Origin of the sequence: Alloacidobacterium dinghuense (assembly GCF_014274465.1) — a bacterium.
In the GTDB taxonomy this organism is placed as follows: Bacteria; Acidobacteriota; Terriglobia; order Terriglobales; family Acidobacteriaceae; genus Alloacidobacterium; species Alloacidobacterium dinghuense.
The window spans coordinates 2,056,227-2,071,365 of sequence record NZ_CP060394.1 but is presented as its reverse complement, the minus strand read 5'-3'; the positions used below and the strand labels follow the sequence as shown (position 1 = coordinate 2,071,365).

Sequence of the window (15,139 nt, the reverse complement as noted above, 5' to 3'; positions counted from 1 at the left end):
GTCAGGATGGACTGGATGCTGCGTATCTTTCGGAAATTGACAATTGTCGGACGCGGAGAACGCTTCAAGCGCGAACTGGAAGAAGAGATGGTCTTTCATCGCGAGGAAACCGCGAAGCAGTTTCGCGCAAGGGGTATGGCGTCTGAAGATGCTCGTTACGCCGCCAGCCGGCAATTTGGAAACGATGTGCGTCTGCGAGATGAGAGTCATGAGACGGTTGCATTCTGGTTTGAGGGCATGGTGCAGGATTTTCGCTTTGCCCTGCGACAGCTGCGCAAGAATCCGGGATTCGCTCTGACTGCTATTGTCATTCTGACTTTTGGCATTGGCGCGAGCGTGGCCATCTTCGGCTTTGTGGATGCGGCATTGATCAAGCCCCTGCCGTATAAGGACCCGAACCGGCTCGTCGTGCTGTTCGAAAGCATTCCCCTTGGCCCGAGATTTCACCTCTCTTATCCGGACTACGTGGACTGGAAGCGTCAGAATACGGTCTTCCAGTCGCTGGACGTGTATGCGCCCTATGGGTTCATGTTGACGGATTCAGACGGAACGCATCAGGCAGATGGGGCCCGCGTCAGCGATGGCTTCTTTCATACGTTGGGTGTGGCACCGGTGCTGGGGCGCGATTTTCGCAGCGGGGAAGACCAGAAAAATGCCTCTCGCACCGTTTTATTGAGCTATTCCGCGTGGCAGAGGCGCTATGGGGGACGGAAAGATGTGCTGGGGCAGACCGTGGTTCTCGATGGCAAGCCCAACACGATCATCGGAGTGCTGCCGCGTGATTTTCATTTTGCTCCCGCCGAGCCGGCTGACTTCTGGACAACTTCGCAGGGTGAGATCAGTGGTTGCCGAGGCTGTCATGGGCTCTATGGAATTGCGCGGCTCAAGGTTGGCGTTTCGTTCCAGACAGCCTTTGCCAACATCAAGGGAATCGCTGACCAACTTGCGCGCCAGTATCCAGACTCGAACCGCGACCAGAAAGCCTACATGCTACCGATGACCGAGGTGATCGTCGGAGATATACGTCCGATTCTGCTGGTGTTGCTGAGCGGCGCCGGTCTGCTGCTTTTGATTGCCACCATCAACGTTGCCAGCCTGCTGATGGTGCGCTCCGAGAGCCGCAGACGCGAGATTGCTGTGCGTGGAGCGCTGGGTGCATCGCGGATGCGGCTGATCCGGCAGTTCGTGACCGAAGGACTGGTGCTGGTTACGACCAGCAGCCTGCTAGGCATCGCAGCAGCATATGCGGGGATGCAGGTGATTGGGCACTCCATTCCCAAGGACATGATGGCGACCATGCCTTACCTGCGGGGACTTGGGTTCAACCCGAGAGTGTTGCTCTTTGCCTGCGCGATTTCGTTGATCGCCGGAGTCCTTTTTTCATTCACTCCGGCGCTGCGGCTGTCAGGCGCGGACATGCGGGAGGGGCTGACGGATGGCGGACGTGGATATGCAGGTACGATGTGGCGGCGCATCGGCTCGAATCTTGTTGTGGTTGAGTTGACCACTGCGATGGTGCTGCTCGTGGGCGCAGGCCTGCTGGGCCAAAGCTTCTATCACCTGCTGCATGTGGATATCGGATTGCAGCCCGACCATCTGGCATTTCTTACAGTGGGCGCAGCCTCGAACAGCTATGACAAGGACGAGCCGAAGATTGCGCTGGAGAGACGGCTCATCGGCGAGGTGAGCAGCCTGTCGGGCGTGAAGTCCGCGGGGATTTCCACTTCTTTGCCGATTGGCGACGGCGATGGCACGACCGGATTTCGGATCGTGGGCCGTCCGTACCATGGCGAGCACATGGAAGTGGCTATTCGAAAGGTGAGCTCCGGGTACTTTACAACGCTGCAGGCGCAGCTGTTGCGTGGGCGCTACTTGGCGGAGGATGAGGATAACTCGAAACCGCAAGTTGTGGTCATCAGCGAAACGATGGCAAAGCAGTATTTTCCGGGTGAGAATCCTATCGGCAAACAGATTGCCTTTGACATCGACAAGCCCAAGGAATACCTGGAGATTATTGGCGAAGTGAAAGACCTGCAGGAAGGGCAGCTTGATGCTGCTCCGCGTGGCGCGATGTATGTTCCATACAACCAGGGCCCGACCGGATTCTTTTCGCTGATCGTTCGTACATCGCAGGATGAGGAATCTCTTCTGCCCGCGCTGACTTCGCTCATTCACCAGATCGATCCGAACATCGCGACGTTTGGCGCTTCCACGATGAGAGAACGCATCCACAATTCTCCGGTTGCGTATCTGCATCGGTCTGCTGCGTGGCTTGTCGGAGGGTTCGCGGGGCTTGCGCTATTGCTGGGTGTTGTCGGGCTTTACGGCGTCATCGCGTATTCAGTCAGCCAGCGGACGCGTGAGATCGGCGTTCGCATGGCGCTTGGAGCACAACGAGGATCAGTGTACAGGCTCATTCTTCGGGAAGCAGGCTGGCTGACCGTGGTGGGAATCGCAGCGGGTATGGCTGCTTCGCTTGGCGTGACGATGCTGATGCGCAAGCTGCTCTTTGGCGTCCGGGCATGGGATGTATCGACGCTGATTGCGGTCGCTATCGTGCTGGGTGGGTGCGCATTGGTGGCGAGCTATCTGCCTGCGAAACGTGCGGCATCGGTGAATCCTGTAGAAGCGTTGCGGGCCGAGTAGCGATCAGGCTCAGGGCTTTTGCGTGGGCCTGAGCAGCACTTCACTCACAAATGATTGGGGCGCCTGCGTCACCAGCATGGCTACGACATGGGCTACATCGTCGGGCTGGATTTTTTTGTTGGGATCTTTCCTGTCGCCGCGGCCTTCGAAGCGCGTGTTCACCGATCCCGGCGCGATCACCGAGACCCGGATGCCGTGCGGGCGCAGCTCTTCGGCGACCGAGTAGCTCAGGCCATTCAGCCCCCACTTCGAGGCGGAGTACGCGGCTCCATTTGGCAACGGATTGTGTCCGGCGAGCGATGAAATGTTGACGATGTGGCCGGACTTGGCCGCGATCATCATGGGAGCCAGGGCGCGGATCATCAGATAAGGCCCGCGCAGATTGGTAGCCATCAGCTGGTCCCATTCCGCAGGAGACATTTCGAACAGTGGCTTGCCGCTGCTGCCGACGGCCGCGTTGTTGACCAGAATGTCGCAGCGCCCATGGCGGTTCTCGATGGCAGCGGCAAGGTTTGCGATGGACTGTTCGTCCTGCAGGTCGAGTTGTGCGGCTTCCGCCGATCCTCCAGCGGCCTGAATCTCGTGCTGGACGCGCTGAAGCTGCGTCAGGTCTCGCGCCGCAAGCAGTACGGTTGCTCCCATGGCTGCCAGCCGCTTGCCGACCGCTTCGCCGATGCCGCGACCTGCTCCTGTCACAATTGCCAGTTGACCTTTGATTTCCATGACGACAAAACTCCTATCAGGATGAGAGGCACCTTCGATGTCGATTCAGTGTCTTAGATAACAGTATCCGGCAGGAAGCCGGAGCGGGAGGTCAACGATTTGCGGCTTGGCTGCATCTCACTTTTCGCATTGACGGAATTGCCGAAAGCGATTACTTGTCACTGATGGCTGCGGGTTTTTATAATTCATCAAATCGCATCGGACTGCCGAAAATCTTCCGCAAAAATGCGCTGGCGTGTTTCAATGCGATTATTGATGCACCCTCAAACCCGCATTGAGCAATTATCAGGAGTTTTTCCTAGGAGCGTTGAATGAAGAAAGTCGTCGTTGCTTCCGTGTTGGCCGTTGCCACCGGTACCGCATTTTATCTGCCTGCTGCGCTGGCACTGGATGATGACCAGGCCCAGGGTGCGCAATCCAGCCAGCTCACCATCAAGGACCCGGCGGAATATAACGCCTACACCAACGCTGTGGGGCAGTCGGCTCCGGCAGCCAAGGCCTCTGCCATCGAGCAGTTCCTCACGCAATATCCGAACAGCGTGGCGAAGGAAGAGATGCTCCAGCAGCTGATGGCGGCCTATGAACAGGCCGGCCAGGCTGACAAAGAGGTCGATGCGGCGAATCGGCTGCTACAGGTGAATCCCAACAACCTGCGCGCTCTTACCATCGTCGTCTACATGGAGAAAAAGCAGACCAGCGACCAGTCGAAGCTGGATGACGCGGCAGCCAAGGCCAAGACCGCACTTGCCGCGCCCAAGCCACCGGGTCTCTCCGATGCTGACTATGAGAAGCTGAAGGCCGCGACGACCCCGATCTTCTACGATGCCGAAGCGGTGGACGCTTCCGCGAAGAAGGACTACAAGTCGGCAGTCGAAGCCTACACGGCTGAGCTTAAAGCCTATGGCGATCCGGCTCAAACACAGGCCGGGCCTGGGCTGCTGGCAACCTACAACCTTGGCAACGCCTATGTTTCCCAGGACCCCAAGGACCTTGTGAACGGCGTCTGGTTCCTGACGCGCGCCGCGCAATACGCTCCCGCCGGATACAAGGACCAGATCGAAAAGGCAGCCGAATACTGGTACAAGAAGTATCACTGCGCTCAGACAGATACCGCCTGCCAGACAAACGTTGAAGGTTACGCGGCCATTCAGCAGATGGCCAAGGCCAACCTCTTTCCACCGGATACCTACAAGCCGGTCGCTGCCCCTCCACCGCCGTCGCCACAGGAGCTTGCTCATCAAGCAGTCACCAGCACTCCGGATCTGAAGACCCTGGCGCTGGCCGATAAGGAATTCATCCTGGCCAACGGAACTCCAGAGGATGCGGGTAAGGTGTGGGACGTGCTGAAAGACGTGACGGCTGAAGTTCCGGGCACCGTCGTTTCAGCCACTCCTGACACGGTGCAGCTGGCGGTATCGGAGGACGCCAAGGCTTCGCAGAAAGCCGACTTCACCGTCAACATGAAGGCTCCGCTCAAGGAAGTGCCCCAGGCTGGCGCCCAGGTGAAGTTCACCGCTACCTTCGATTCGTATACCCAGAACCCGCCGATGATCATCCTGAAGGATGGCGAGCCGCCAGCTGCGGCAAAGAAACCGGCCGCACATCGTCCGGTTCATCATCCAAGTGGCAAGTAAGTCATCACCGCAGAAAAGGCAGCCGTCATGGCTGCCTTTTTCTGTTTTGTAAGAGTGAGATGTTAGAGTAAAAGCGAAATGATGAGACTTCCCAGCCTGGGTTGCCGGGCGGCTCTTGTAACCCTACTGACTCCGCTTCTTTTTGCGCAGAACACTCCTTCACCCAGCCCGACAACCGCCGGAGATACGACTCAAAACCAGGATCAGGCTGATACTGTGGTTTCGGCAGACAAGCTACAGTATTTTGTGCTTGAACACCGATCGCCGGAGCAGATTCAGCCGGAGGATGCCGCGCTGCTCAAGAAGCGCAAGCGCGATCTGCTGGCTGAGGGGGAATTCTACGGCTACGACATGAGCGCGAAGGGATGGAGCTACGAGCAGTCCGTCTGCCCGTTCATGCCCGATTTCATCCTGCTGCGCTATTCGAGCAAGGATGCTGCTGGGGCCGATTCCATCTTTACCGCACTTATGCCAAAGAGTGGAGGACGGATCCGGATCGTGCCTGTGCTCAATCATGGAGCTACGCGATTCAAACCCGCGGCGGTTGATCCTCGAAACTATCAGTTATTCGGGCAGGTTATTCCGGCTGAACTGGCTGCGCAAAACAGTGGCCCGGATGGAAAATGGCTTTCGCTTTCCATGTGTTATGCAGAGATGACCGGTGAGAAGCCGCAGGTGCCTAACACGCCCAGCCTCGACATACATATGATCAAAGCGCCGCCGCCCACGTTGCGGATTACTGTAGCCGCCAAGGAGCATGAGGTCCGTTTTGCCGAGCCCATATCGCCTACGGAATATCGACTCTGGAACATCAACTACAGCGGTGCGGGTCAGATTACGTCTGTGAGTGATGACGTTCATTCGTTCGGCGAGCCGGTAGTCAGAACCGTGCCTGAGCCAACTCCAAAGTTGATTCCGAACCCTCCGCCTCCGGTCGTGAAGGAGATCCCTTCTTCACAACAGGCGACGCCAATTCCGCAACCAAAGCCGGAGCAGCCTCAGTGAGCACGCGGTGGCCACTTCAATAGCGGCAGAATGCTGGAGTAGTCATCTGTCCAGAGGTTAACATCGCTTCGCAATAGCGACGGATGTGCCACGCGGACGATATCGGGTTTTGCGAGAAACTGTTCGTTATTCGTTAACAGCACCCAGTCGGCGATAAAGATCCCGTGACTTTCATCCCCGCCGGAATGAATGGTGATTGCATGCATTCCGTCCTGTTGTGCTTCGCGCGCCAGCACCGGCTCAAGGTCCAGATACTGGCTGGAAATGTGGAAAGCAAGAATGCCGTCGGGTGCCAGATGTTTGCGATAGAGGGTCAGCGCTTGCTGCGTAAGCAGATGCACCGGCACGGCATCCCCGGAAAACGCATCGAGAATAATCACATCATAGGGATCGCCATGCTCGCGGCTGATCGAATAGCGCGCGTCTCCCAATACCACATCAGTGTGTGCAGGCGTTTCGCGCAGGTAGGTGAACAACTCGCGTGCGATGCGTTCTACCAGCGGGTCGATCTCATAGAAGCGAAAGACGTCTCCGGTCTGCCCGTAGGCGGCGATGGTGCCCGCGCCTAGTCCGACAGCGCCGATGTGCTTCTTGCGACCTTCACAGCAGAGACGCAGCGCCAGGCCGACGCCCGAGTATGGTCCGTAGTACGAGGCTGGCTGCATGCGCATTCCGTTGCCGAAAAACTGGACTCCATGCTGAATGGTTCCGTGATACAGCGTTCGTGTGGTCCCTGCGAGGGGTGGCCAATGCGTTTGCGTCACACGGAGTGTGCCATAGAAGCTGCGCAACTGGACCAGGGCATCCTGTTGCCAGGCACGCGCTTGCACTGTGGCGATCCAGATGAGGGCAATAGCTAGACCGCTCCAGAAGAGCCGCGCCACAATGCCGAAGTTCCACATCACGATCAGGCCCAGAACAGCAGAGAGCACCAGGCCGATCCCCATTTCATAATTGGCGCGGAAGAAGTTCGGCGCAAATACTCCGACGAACAGAGACCCCAGCGCAGAGCCGAGTGATAGCACCAGATAGAAACCTGTGGCTGATCCAGCAGTGGGGCGCAATCGGTACAGCTCGCCATGAAAAAAGAAACAGAGCACAAACAGGCACACACAATAGAGCGGCACGGAAAGCTGGACTGGAAGCGCCTGATGCACATCGTGCGCAAGGTACCCAAGAATGCCGAGCGTGCACGCCGCAAGTCTCACCATCAGCCATCGCGGATATGCCTGCGGCGAATGAAACGCGATGATAAAGCTAAGCAGGTAGGCCGAGAGCGGCAAGATCCAGAGCAGAGGGATCGCCGCAACATTCTGGCTGAGATGGCTGGTGAAAGCGCATAGCAGCAGAGACGCACAGCCCGGCAGCAGCAGCCACAGCGCCTTCTGCTGCGCGGAGATCGATCCATCTGCATTCTCTGTTTCCTGACGCTGAATTCGTTCCGGCAATGTCTGCCGCACGCTCCAGGCGATGCCGCCACACAGAACGGCGAAGACGAAGAATCCAGTCGAGAATCCGCGTGTCTGCGCCTTCAATGTGACATGGGGCTCGATGAGTGTCGGGTAACAGAGCAAAGCCAGCAGCGCCCCTGCATTCGACAGCGAAAACATTCTGTACGACCAGCCCGCGCGAAAACTTCCTGTGTACCACGACTGCAAGAGCGGAGTCGTTGCGGATAAGGCGAGATAGGGCAGCCCGATGATCAGGCCTAAGAGGCCGAAGACGGTCAGCATCGGATGCCACGTTGCTGCCCACTGATTCGCGCGGATATGCAGGCCGAGCGTTGCCAGAGCGGCTGCCAGCAGCGTTACGTGGCTGAGAGCTTGCGCGCGAGGCCGCAGGCGCGTCGCCAGAAAATCAGCATATAGATAGCCAAGAAGTAAAGCTGACTGGAAAAAAACGAGGCAGGTTGTCCACACTGCAGCCGAGCCGCCAAGCACCGGCAAAAGCTGCTTGGCCACCATTGGTTGCACCAGAAAAAGCAGAAAGGCACTCAGGAACACGACACAGGCGTAGAGAAAAGTGAGCAGAGCCATGGGGACAAGACAGGAATTCATCCAGCCTACGCGGATTCACAATTCTGGTCTACACTCAGCCGTGAAGGATTTCGAGGTGGATGATGCTGGGCAATGAAAAGATTATGGCGTTTGTCGGAGTCAGTGATGCGAACAAGGCGCGCGCCTTTTATCGTGACACGCTTGGCTTAACCATGCTTTATGAGGATAACTTTGCGCTCGTCTTTGATGTGAACGGCGTCATGTTGCGCGTAACGCTGGTAGGTGAAGTGCGACCGCAACCATATACCGTGCTTGGGTGGCAGGTGAACGATGCAGTCACAACAGCGCGTACATTATCGAATGCAGGTGTAAAGATTGACCGTTACCCGCACGTACAACAGGACGAAGACGGCATCTGGACTGCGCCGGGAGGAGCAAAAATCGCCTGGTTCAAGGATCCGGACGGCAACATTTTAAGCATCGCTCAAATGTAAGCGATTAGTGCTTCTCTTTCTTTACGGACTTTTTCACGAGCTGGCTCAGGCTCGTCTGCGCCAGCTCTTTTTCTAGAGCTTTTTGCGCATCCTTAAAGACCTGGTTCAAAGCCTGGTTCAGTTTTCCACCCGCGCTCGCGTGGACCGAAGCCGCATGAAAGACATCGCCTGGGCTGAGCGCGCGATAAATATCGGCGAGCGAAATTTCCTTGGCTGAACGCGCAAGTCGCGAGCCGCCACTCGGGCCCTTCTGGCTCTCTACAAGTTCCGCCTGTTGCAGCAGCGAAAAGACGCGCCGAATCACGACGGGGTTCGTGTTTAGCTTGCGTGCCACATCCTCTGAGGTCTGCAGTACATCCGGTTCGACAGCGAGCAGAAGCAAGGCGTGGACGCCTGTAGCGAATCGGGTATTGACGGCCATACTGCCACGCTACCATAGGTTTTCGCGAATCCACATCTCAAATTGATCAAAATACGTTTGTAACCGTAATAGAACAAATAGAACTTCTGCCTGAGCCTGTTCTAAAGTGAATAACAGATTCTTATTCTGTCCTTGGAGTTTTGCGTTTGCGCATTCTTTTTGTTGGAGATGTTTTCGGGAGCGCCGGGCGCCGCATCGTGCGCGAACATCTCGGTCATGTCGTCGAGCAACATGAAGTCGATCTTCTAATTATTAACGGAGAGAACGCTGCGGGAGGCTTTGGCCTCACGCCCGCGATTGCCGATGAGTTGTTTGAGCTTGGCGCACATGTCATCACAACCGGCAATCATGTGTGGGACAAGCGCGAGATCATCGAATACATGAAGTCTGTACCCGAAGACAGCCACGAGAATCCGCGTCGCGTCATTCGCCCTGCAAACTATGTTGCCGGAACACCCGGTTATGGCTTTTATCAAGGGCAGCTTCCATCCGGGCAGGAATACGCCGTCATCAATCTGCAGGGGCGCGTCTTTCTCGGCTCTAGCGACGATCCTTTCCGGACAGCCGATGCGCTGCTGAAACAGATCACGGCGAAAGTCATCCTCATTGATTTTCATGCGGAGGCCACTTCAGAGAAAGCCGCTCTCGGATGGTATCTCGATGGCCGCGTAACGGCAGTGCTCGGCACGCATACTCATGTGCCCACTGCTGACGATCGCGTGCTGCCCGGTGGCACCGCTTATCAGACAGACGTAGGAATGAGTGGACCGTACGACAGCATCATCGGTGTCGAGAAGGAACTGGTACTGCAGCGCTTTCTCACCGGCATGCCAGGAAAGTTTGAGGCAGCGAAGGGCGATCCGCGCATGGCCGCTACGCTCATCGAGTGCGACGGCGCGACGGGCAGGGCATCGCGCACGCAACGATTTCTACTAGGCGAGTAACGAGATTCAAGCGAGGTTACCATGTCCATCAAGACGCCGGAAGAATTGGAAGGGATGAAGGCCGCAGGTCGCATCGTTCGGAGAATGCTGGAGGCTATGAAAAGCGCCGCTCGCTCCGGTGCGACGACTGCGGAGCTGGATGCCGTCGGCGCAGAGATGATGCGCGATCATGGAGCGCGTTCGGCTCCAGCGCTGGTCTACGGATTTCCCGGCGTAAGTTGCATCAGCGTGAATGACGAGATTGTGCATGGCATTCCAGGCAAGCGGAGACTTCGCGAGGGTGACCTTCTCAAGCTAGATGTGACGATCGAGAAAGATGGCTTCATGGCAGATGCCGCCGAGACAGTCGTAGTTGGAGATGGATCGCAGATCGGCCAGCGTCTCGCCGCCTGTGCCCAAAGCGCGTTCCAGCAGGCGTTGCATACTGCCCGCGCCGGAAATCGCGTGAATGAAATCGGCCGTGCCGTGGAAGCGGAAGTCCGCAGGAGCGGATTCTTCGTGGTTCACCAGCTGTGCGGACATGGGATCGGCCGCACCATTCACGAGAAGCCGAGCGTTCCGAATTTTGCCGATCCCCAGGCTAGGGAGGTCTTGACCGAGGGACTGGTCATCACCATCGAGCCGATCATCGCCAGCCAGTCGAGCCGCGCATTTCTGGCTCGTGACGGCTGGACGATGCGCACAGCGGATCGAGGGCTCGCAGCGCATCATGAACACACGTTGATGATCACAAAGGACGAGCCATTGATTCTTACTGCCGCGTAGTTGTTTAGTTGTCATCCTGAGCGCAGCGAAGGATCTGCTTTCTCTTGTCCTCAGCGCAAGTCCCGATTCGCGTCCGCACTCTTCGCTCAGGATGACAGCGGTAACGTTATTCTTCAGATTCTCTCTGTGGCCTCAGCAGCGGAAAGAGAATCACATCGCGAATGGACCTTGCTCCTGTGAGGATCATGGTCAGCCGATCGATGCCGATACCCTCTCCTCCAGTCGGGGGAAGCCCGTAGGACAAGGCGCGAACATAGTCTTCATCCATCTGATGGGCTTCGTCGTCACCGTGTTCGCGCTGGGTGATCTGCTGCTCGAAACGCTTACGCTGCTCTTCGGGATCGTTCAACTCGCTGAAGGCGTTTCCCACTTCGAATCCGCCGATGTAGAACTCAAAGCGCTCTACCCACTCCGGCTCGTCGGGCTTTTGTTTGGACAAGGGCGAGATGGCGAGAGGGAAATCGTAGATGATCGTCGGCTGAATCAAGTGATCCTCGGCAATAAATTCAAAAAGGTCGGCGATAGCTCTTCCCGCGGACTGATGACCTTCTAAAGCTCTTCTTAGCGATGAGAGTCGATAGTGAATCCATTGAATCTTCTCAATTGTGTCATCTGGATCCGGAAAAGTTGTCATATCGACAGTTTGTTCGATGAGTTCTTCAGCCTTCAGTAGCAGTGCCGAGAGGGCCTGCCAGCTATTGAAGGTTTCCATCGAAGGCTTTGTTCCCGCACTCTCAGGCCAGAACTCAATGATCGCTTCGCGCATCGAGAAGCGCCGCCACTTCGACAGGTCAATCTCATCGCCATTGAAGTGCGTGATGAGTGTGCCATTTACTTCTTTGGCGACATACTTGATCAGCTCTTCTGTTAACTGCATCAGGTCGTGATAGTTCGCGTATGCCTGATAGAACTCAAGCATCGTGAACTCAGGATTGTGTTGCGTCGAGATGCCTTCGTTGCGGAAGTTGCGATTGATCTCATACACGCGATCGATTCCACCTACGACGAGACGCTTCAGGTAGAGTTCAGGCGCAATACGCAGGAATAGATCCATGTCAAGCGTGTTGTGATGCGTCACGAAGGGCCGCGCCGCCGCGCCTCCTGCGATGGGCTGCATCATCGGTGTTTCCACTTCGATGTAGCCCCGCGCATCGAAGAAATTTCGCATCGCCTTCAGCACCTGCGCGCGCTTTACGAAGACGTTGCGCACATTGATCTCGTCGAAGCCGCCTTCGTTAAGCGGCGTGTTCATGAAGAGATCGACATAGCGCTGGCGGTAGCGCAGTTCAACATCTGACAGGCCGTGATATTTTTCCGGAAGCGCCAGCATGGCCTTCGAGAGAAAGCTAATGGTCTGCACGTGGACGGACAGCTCTCCCGTACGCGTGCGGAAGAGATAGCCGGTTACGCCGATGTGGTCGCCAAGATCGAGCAGCTTGTAAAGCTGGAATGCGGTTTCGCCGACATCATCTTTGCGGACGTAGATCTGCAAGCGCTCGCCATTCTGCTGCAGGTGCGCGAAGCCGGCCTTGCCCTGGCCGCGAATTGCCATCAGGCGTCCGGCAATCGAAACTTCAACGCGATTCGCCTCAAGCTCTTCTCCCGTGGCTTCGCGGTACTTCTGCCAGATGTCGGCGATGGAGTGGGAAGAGATGTATTGATTCGGGTAAGCCTGCTGCCCAAGAGCGGTGATCTGGCTCAGCTTCTCCTTGCGAAGAGCGAAAAGATTCCGCTCGAACTCGGATTCAAACACGTCGATGCCTCAATTGCTGCAATTTTGGAAATAGGTAAATGTCAGTATAGCGTTGGGGAAGCTAAGAAGCGGTCAGCTGAACTCCGGTTAGCTCAAGGACGGTCAGCTAAAAGCCGGCTAGCGATTTCATCGTCCAACAAATGCCCTTTTCGCCTCCATGCTTCAGCGCAAGGTTTTTTCGCTGACCGCTTCTTAGCTAACCGGTTCTTAGCTGACAGCATTATTGCTGACCGGCTCTTAGCTTGATATAACAACCTTCGAGTATCTGTAACCGATGGCCTTTCATAATCCACCCTCGAAAAAACCTGACGCGAAACCCGATGATGGCGGAATGGGCTCGCTGTTACGCGCCGAGAAGCTGACGCAGATCGCGTTTATTCTTCCAGCGGCAGTTTTTATAGGATGGGTGCTGGGCGTACTTCTCGACAAGTGGCTGCATCAGCACTGGATCTATCTTGTGGGTATCATTCTCGGATCGGTGGCAGGGTTTATTCAAATCTTCCGGCTGGTTGCCGCCTCAGGAAAAGACACGTAGTGACAGAAAGCGCTCACCCACTCTTCGACTTTACTGACGCTGACTTAAAAGCGGCTCTTCATCGCGCCCTCAAAACGACGGCGATCCTCGGCATTGTGCTGGCTCTTGTATTGGCGTTTGTTTACGGCTGGCAGACCGGAGCTTTGGTTCTCGCCGGAACCATTATTTCCGCAACCGGGTTGTGGGAATGGCAACGGCTGGTGGCCTTTATCAATGCCCGACTCGATAACCAGAAAACAACCGGAACGGGCCGCGTTTTGACCACCTTTTTACTCCGTTTAGTGCTTGCCGGTGGCATACTTTATGGTAGTCTAAAGTGTTTGCATGGATCGGTTTACGCGCTGGTAGGCGGCCTGGTTCTAGGGATTTTTGCCCTGACCGTCGAGGCCGTGCGCGTGATTCGTTCCTGACGGACATCCGCAGCAAAATACCTACAGGTTCTGATACGTTTTCTAGGAAGCCATGCACAGCATACTTGTCGCAATCACAACTCTGCTTAATCAGCTCTTCGGCGCGTCGATCACCGCGCTGCTCAACAAGCTGAACATCTATCCTGCGCAGCCTACCGCTCCCCTTAATAACGCGTTCACGCTTGAGCTGCTGGTTGTCCTCTTCCTCATTCTGTTCTTCATTGTTGTCCGGGCGAGCCTGAGTGTCGAGAAACCGGGAAGTATCCAGCATCTTGCGGAGATGGTCCACGGGTTTGTGGATGAGCAGGCGCAGTCCGTCATGGGGCAGCATGGCTATGAGGCGCATCTTCCATACGCAACTGCGATTCTGCTCTTTACGCTGCTGTGCAACATCATGGGCCTGTTTCCCGGAATTCTAACGCCGACCGCAGACCCCGTGGTTCCGCTGGGCATCGCCATACTTACGTTTATTTATTACAACTGGCACGGTGTGCGTGCGCAGGGACCGATTGGTTACCTGAAGCACTTCATGGGCCCGATCTGGTGGATCTCATTTTTGATGTTCCCGATTGAGATCATCTCGAACCTGGCGCGTGTCATGTCGCTCACAGTTCGTCTTTACGCAAACATGTTTGCCAGCGATCTGCTGACGCTGGTCTTCTTTTCGCTGGTGCCGATTGCCGTCCCGGTGATCTTCCTCGGACTGCATCTCGGCGTTGCTTTAATTCAGGCGTACGTCTTCATGCTGCTGACGATGATTTATCTCGGCGAAGCGACGGCGCACGAGACGCACTGATCCAGAAAAGGTTTCGCGTCCGGAGTTCTGCTTCCACTTCGACAACGCGGCCATGAGCGTGAGGGGGCCAGCACGGTGAGCCTCAACCACCCACTGATGGCACATTTTAAGGAGGCAAGGAGAAATACAATGCGCAAACTGCAATACATCTTCATGACGCTGGCCGTCCTCTGCATGGCATCGCCCGCGTTTGCACAGTCGACTGGCGGAAGCTCCGCTCCCAGCTGGGTTCCCATTGGCGCCGGTATCGGCATGGCCATCGCTTCCGGTCTTTGTGGCCTTGGACAGGGCCGCGTCGCGGGCTCCGCAGCCGAGGCAATGGCACGTAACCCTGGCGCACGCGCCGGCATCCAGCTTGTGCTGGTTCTTGGCCTCGCCTTCATCGAGTCGCTGGCACTCTTCACCCTGCTGATTATTTTCGCCAAGGTGAGCTAATCGCAGTTTGCGGATTAGAATTCAGAAAGGCCTCCGGTTTGCCCGGGGGCCTTTATTTTTTGATTTGGCGCACGCAGCTTTTATCCACGTTTCGTTCGCATCACATAAGATATGAGGCGCAGTTCACCTCATCTCAGTTGCATACACGAAAGGAAGACCAATGGCAGCACAGCAGAAGACAGGTGTATCACTTGAAGACGCGCGGCGCGTCATCGCAGCGGCAGAAAAGAAGGCGCAGGAGATCGGTCAGCCGATGAACATCGCTGTGGCTGATGAGGGCGCGAACCTTGTTGCATTTATTCGCATGCCGGGCGCGTGGATCGGCAGCATCGATATTTCGCAGAAGAAGGCATTTACCTCACGCGCATTTGATATTTCGACGAAGGATCTGGCGAAGCATTCGCAAAGCGGCAGCCAGTTTTTCGGAATCCATGCATCGAACGATGGAAAGATCATGATCTTCGCCGGCGGTATTCCATTGAAGAGCGGCGACACAGTTGTCGGCTCCATCGGAGTCAGCGGCGGCTCAGGGGATCAGGACCACGCAGTGGCAGAAGCGGGCGTCGCAGCCTTCTAATCCG

The 15,139-nt window shown here is 56.3% G+C and carries 15 protein-coding genes; 11 read left to right on the top strand and 4 right to left on the bottom strand.

Annotated features, from left to right (window positions below; genetic code table 11):
* Positions 1–6: 6 nt before the first annotated feature.
* Entirely contained in the window at positions 7–2,646 is a 2,640-nt protein-coding gene (locus H7849_RS08380) for an ABC transporter permease (RefSeq protein ID WP_186745642.1), read from the top strand.
* 9 nt (positions 2,647–2,655) lie between these two features.
* Here H7849_RS08380 and H7849_RS08375 read toward each other — a convergent pair whose 3' ends face one another.
* Complete coding sequence (locus H7849_RS08375; RefSeq protein WP_186745640.1) at positions 2,656–3,369, bottom strand: SDR family oxidoreductase; 714 nt, start codon at positions 3,367–3,369, stop codon at positions 2,656–2,658.
* Between the two features lie 311 nt (positions 3,370–3,680).
* Between H7849_RS08375 and H7849_RS08370 the strand changes: the two genes are divergently transcribed.
* The gene (locus H7849_RS08370) at positions 3,681–5,003 is read left to right on the top strand and encodes a hypothetical protein (RefSeq protein ID WP_186745638.1); all 1,323 of its coding nucleotides are present in this window, start codon (positions 3,681–3,683) and stop codon (positions 5,001–5,003) included.
* A gap of 78 nt (positions 5,004–5,081) precedes the next feature.
* Positions 5,082–6,008, top strand: coding sequence for a hypothetical protein (locus H7849_RS08365; RefSeq protein ID WP_186745636.1), 927 nt, complete (start codon positions 5,082–5,084; stop codon positions 6,006–6,008).
* Here the strand turns inward: H7849_RS08365 and H7849_RS08360 are convergent.
* Entirely contained in the window at positions 6,002–8,044 is a 2,043-nt protein-coding gene (locus H7849_RS08360; protein WP_186745635.1) for a fused MFS/spermidine synthase, read from the bottom strand. The two genes, H7849_RS08365 and H7849_RS08360, sit on opposite strands and share 7 nt — an antisense overlap.
* A 104-nt stretch (positions 8,045–8,148) precedes the next feature.
* On the opposite strand from H7849_RS08360, the gene H7849_RS08355 reads away from it, so the two are divergent.
* A complete protein-coding gene (locus tag H7849_RS08355; protein ID WP_251106696.1) occupies positions 8,149–8,499 on the top strand; it encodes a VOC family protein in 351 nt (116 codons plus the stop codon).
* Between the two features lie 4 nt (positions 8,500–8,503).
* On the opposite strand, the gene H7849_RS08350 is transcribed toward H7849_RS08355, so the two are convergent.
* Positions 8,504–8,920 (bottom strand): Rrf2 family transcriptional regulator, encoded by a 417-nt coding sequence (locus H7849_RS08350; RefSeq protein ID WP_186745631.1) that lies wholly within the window; start codon positions 8,918–8,920, stop codon positions 8,504–8,506.
* Between the two features lie 146 nt (positions 8,921–9,066).
* Between H7849_RS08350 and H7849_RS08345 the strand changes: the two genes are divergently transcribed.
* Positions 9,067–9,864: a TIGR00282 family metallophosphoesterase gene (locus H7849_RS08345; RefSeq protein WP_186745629.1), complete on the top strand. Its 798-nt coding sequence runs from the start codon at positions 9,067–9,069 to the stop codon at positions 9,862–9,864.
* Positions 9,865–9,885: 21 nt separating this feature from the next.
* Positions 9,886–10,629, top strand: coding sequence for a type I methionyl aminopeptidase (gene map, locus H7849_RS08340; RefSeq protein WP_186745627.1), 744 nt, complete (start codon positions 9,886–9,888; stop codon positions 10,627–10,629).
* Between the two features lie 106 nt (positions 10,630–10,735).
* On the opposite strand, the gene H7849_RS08335 is transcribed toward map, so the two are convergent.
* Entirely contained in the window at positions 10,736–12,382 is a 1,647-nt protein-coding gene (locus H7849_RS08335; protein WP_186745625.1) for a lysine--tRNA ligase, read from the bottom strand.
* Between the two features lie 274 nt (positions 12,383–12,656).
* Here H7849_RS08335 and H7849_RS08330 point away from each other — a divergent pair, with 274 nt between their 5' ends.
* From H7849_RS08330 to H7849_RS08310, 5 genes are all read left to right on the top strand, one after another.
* Complete coding sequence (locus H7849_RS08330) at positions 12,657–12,917, top strand: AtpZ/AtpI family protein (RefSeq protein ID WP_186745623.1); 261 nt, start codon at positions 12,657–12,659, stop codon at positions 12,915–12,917.
* Positions 12,917–13,327, top strand: a complete 411-nt coding sequence (locus tag H7849_RS08325; protein WP_186745622.1) for an ATP synthase subunit I — start codon at positions 12,917–12,919, stop codon at positions 13,325–13,327. The genes H7849_RS08330 and H7849_RS08325 overlap by 1 nt, the downstream gene beginning before the upstream one ends.
* 52 nt (positions 13,328–13,379) lie before the next feature.
* Positions 13,380–14,123 carry a F0F1 ATP synthase subunit A gene (atpB, locus tag H7849_RS08320; RefSeq protein ID WP_186745620.1) on the top strand — a complete coding sequence of 248 codons (744 nt, stop codon included), beginning with the start codon at positions 13,380–13,382 and terminating at the stop codon, positions 14,121–14,123.
* Positions 14,124–14,252: 129 nt separating this feature from the next.
* Positions 14,253–14,558, top strand: a complete 306-nt coding sequence (locus H7849_RS08315; protein WP_186745618.1) for an ATP synthase F0 subunit C — start codon at positions 14,253–14,255, stop codon at positions 14,556–14,558.
* Between the two features lie 160 nt (positions 14,559–14,718).
* Positions 14,719–15,135: a GlcG/HbpS family heme-binding protein gene (locus H7849_RS08310; RefSeq protein ID WP_186745616.1), complete on the top strand. Its 417-nt coding sequence runs from the start codon at positions 14,719–14,721 to the stop codon at positions 15,133–15,135.
* The last annotated feature ends 4 nt before the right edge of the window (positions 15,136–15,139 follow it).

Excerpts from the sequence above, each read along its gene's own strand:
- H7849_RS08380 (WP_186745642.1), top strand. The coding sequence starts at position 7 with ATGGACTGGATGCTGCGTATCTTTCGGAAATTGACAATTGTCGGACGC.
- H7849_RS08375 (WP_186745640.1), bottom strand. The coding sequence starts at position 3,369 with ATGGAAATCAAAGGTCAACTGGCAATTGTGACAGGAGCAGGTCGCGGC.
- H7849_RS08370 (WP_186745638.1), top strand. The coding sequence starts at position 3,681 with ATGAAGAAAGTCGTCGTTGCTTCCGTGTTGGCCGTTGCCACCGGTACC.
- H7849_RS08365 (WP_186745636.1), top strand. The coding sequence starts at position 5,082 with ATGATGAGACTTCCCAGCCTGGGTTGCCGGGCGGCTCTTGTAACCCTA.
- H7849_RS08360 (WP_186745635.1), bottom strand. The coding sequence starts at position 8,044 with ATGGCTCTGCTCACTTTTCTCTACGCCTGTGTCGTGTTCCTGAGTGCC.
- H7849_RS08355 (WP_251106696.1), top strand. The coding sequence starts at position 8,149 with ATGGCGTTTGTCGGAGTCAGTGATGCGAACAAGGCGCGCGCCTTTTAT.
- H7849_RS08350 (WP_186745631.1), bottom strand. The coding sequence starts at position 8,920 with ATGGCCGTCAATACCCGATTCGCTACAGGCGTCCACGCCTTGCTTCTG.
- map (WP_186745627.1), top strand. The coding sequence starts at position 9,886 with ATGTCCATCAAGACGCCGGAAGAATTGGAAGGGATGAAGGCCGCAGGT.
- H7849_RS08330 (WP_186745623.1), top strand. The coding sequence starts at position 12,657 with ATGGCCTTTCATAATCCACCCTCGAAAAAACCTGACGCGAAACCCGAT.
- atpB (WP_186745620.1), top strand. The coding sequence starts at position 13,380 with ATGCACAGCATACTTGTCGCAATCACAACTCTGCTTAATCAGCTCTTC.
- H7849_RS08315 (WP_186745618.1), top strand. The coding sequence starts at position 14,253 with ATGCGCAAACTGCAATACATCTTCATGACGCTGGCCGTCCTCTGCATG.
- H7849_RS08310 (WP_186745616.1), top strand. The coding sequence starts at position 14,719 with ATGGCAGCACAGCAGAAGACAGGTGTATCACTTGAAGACGCGCGGCGC.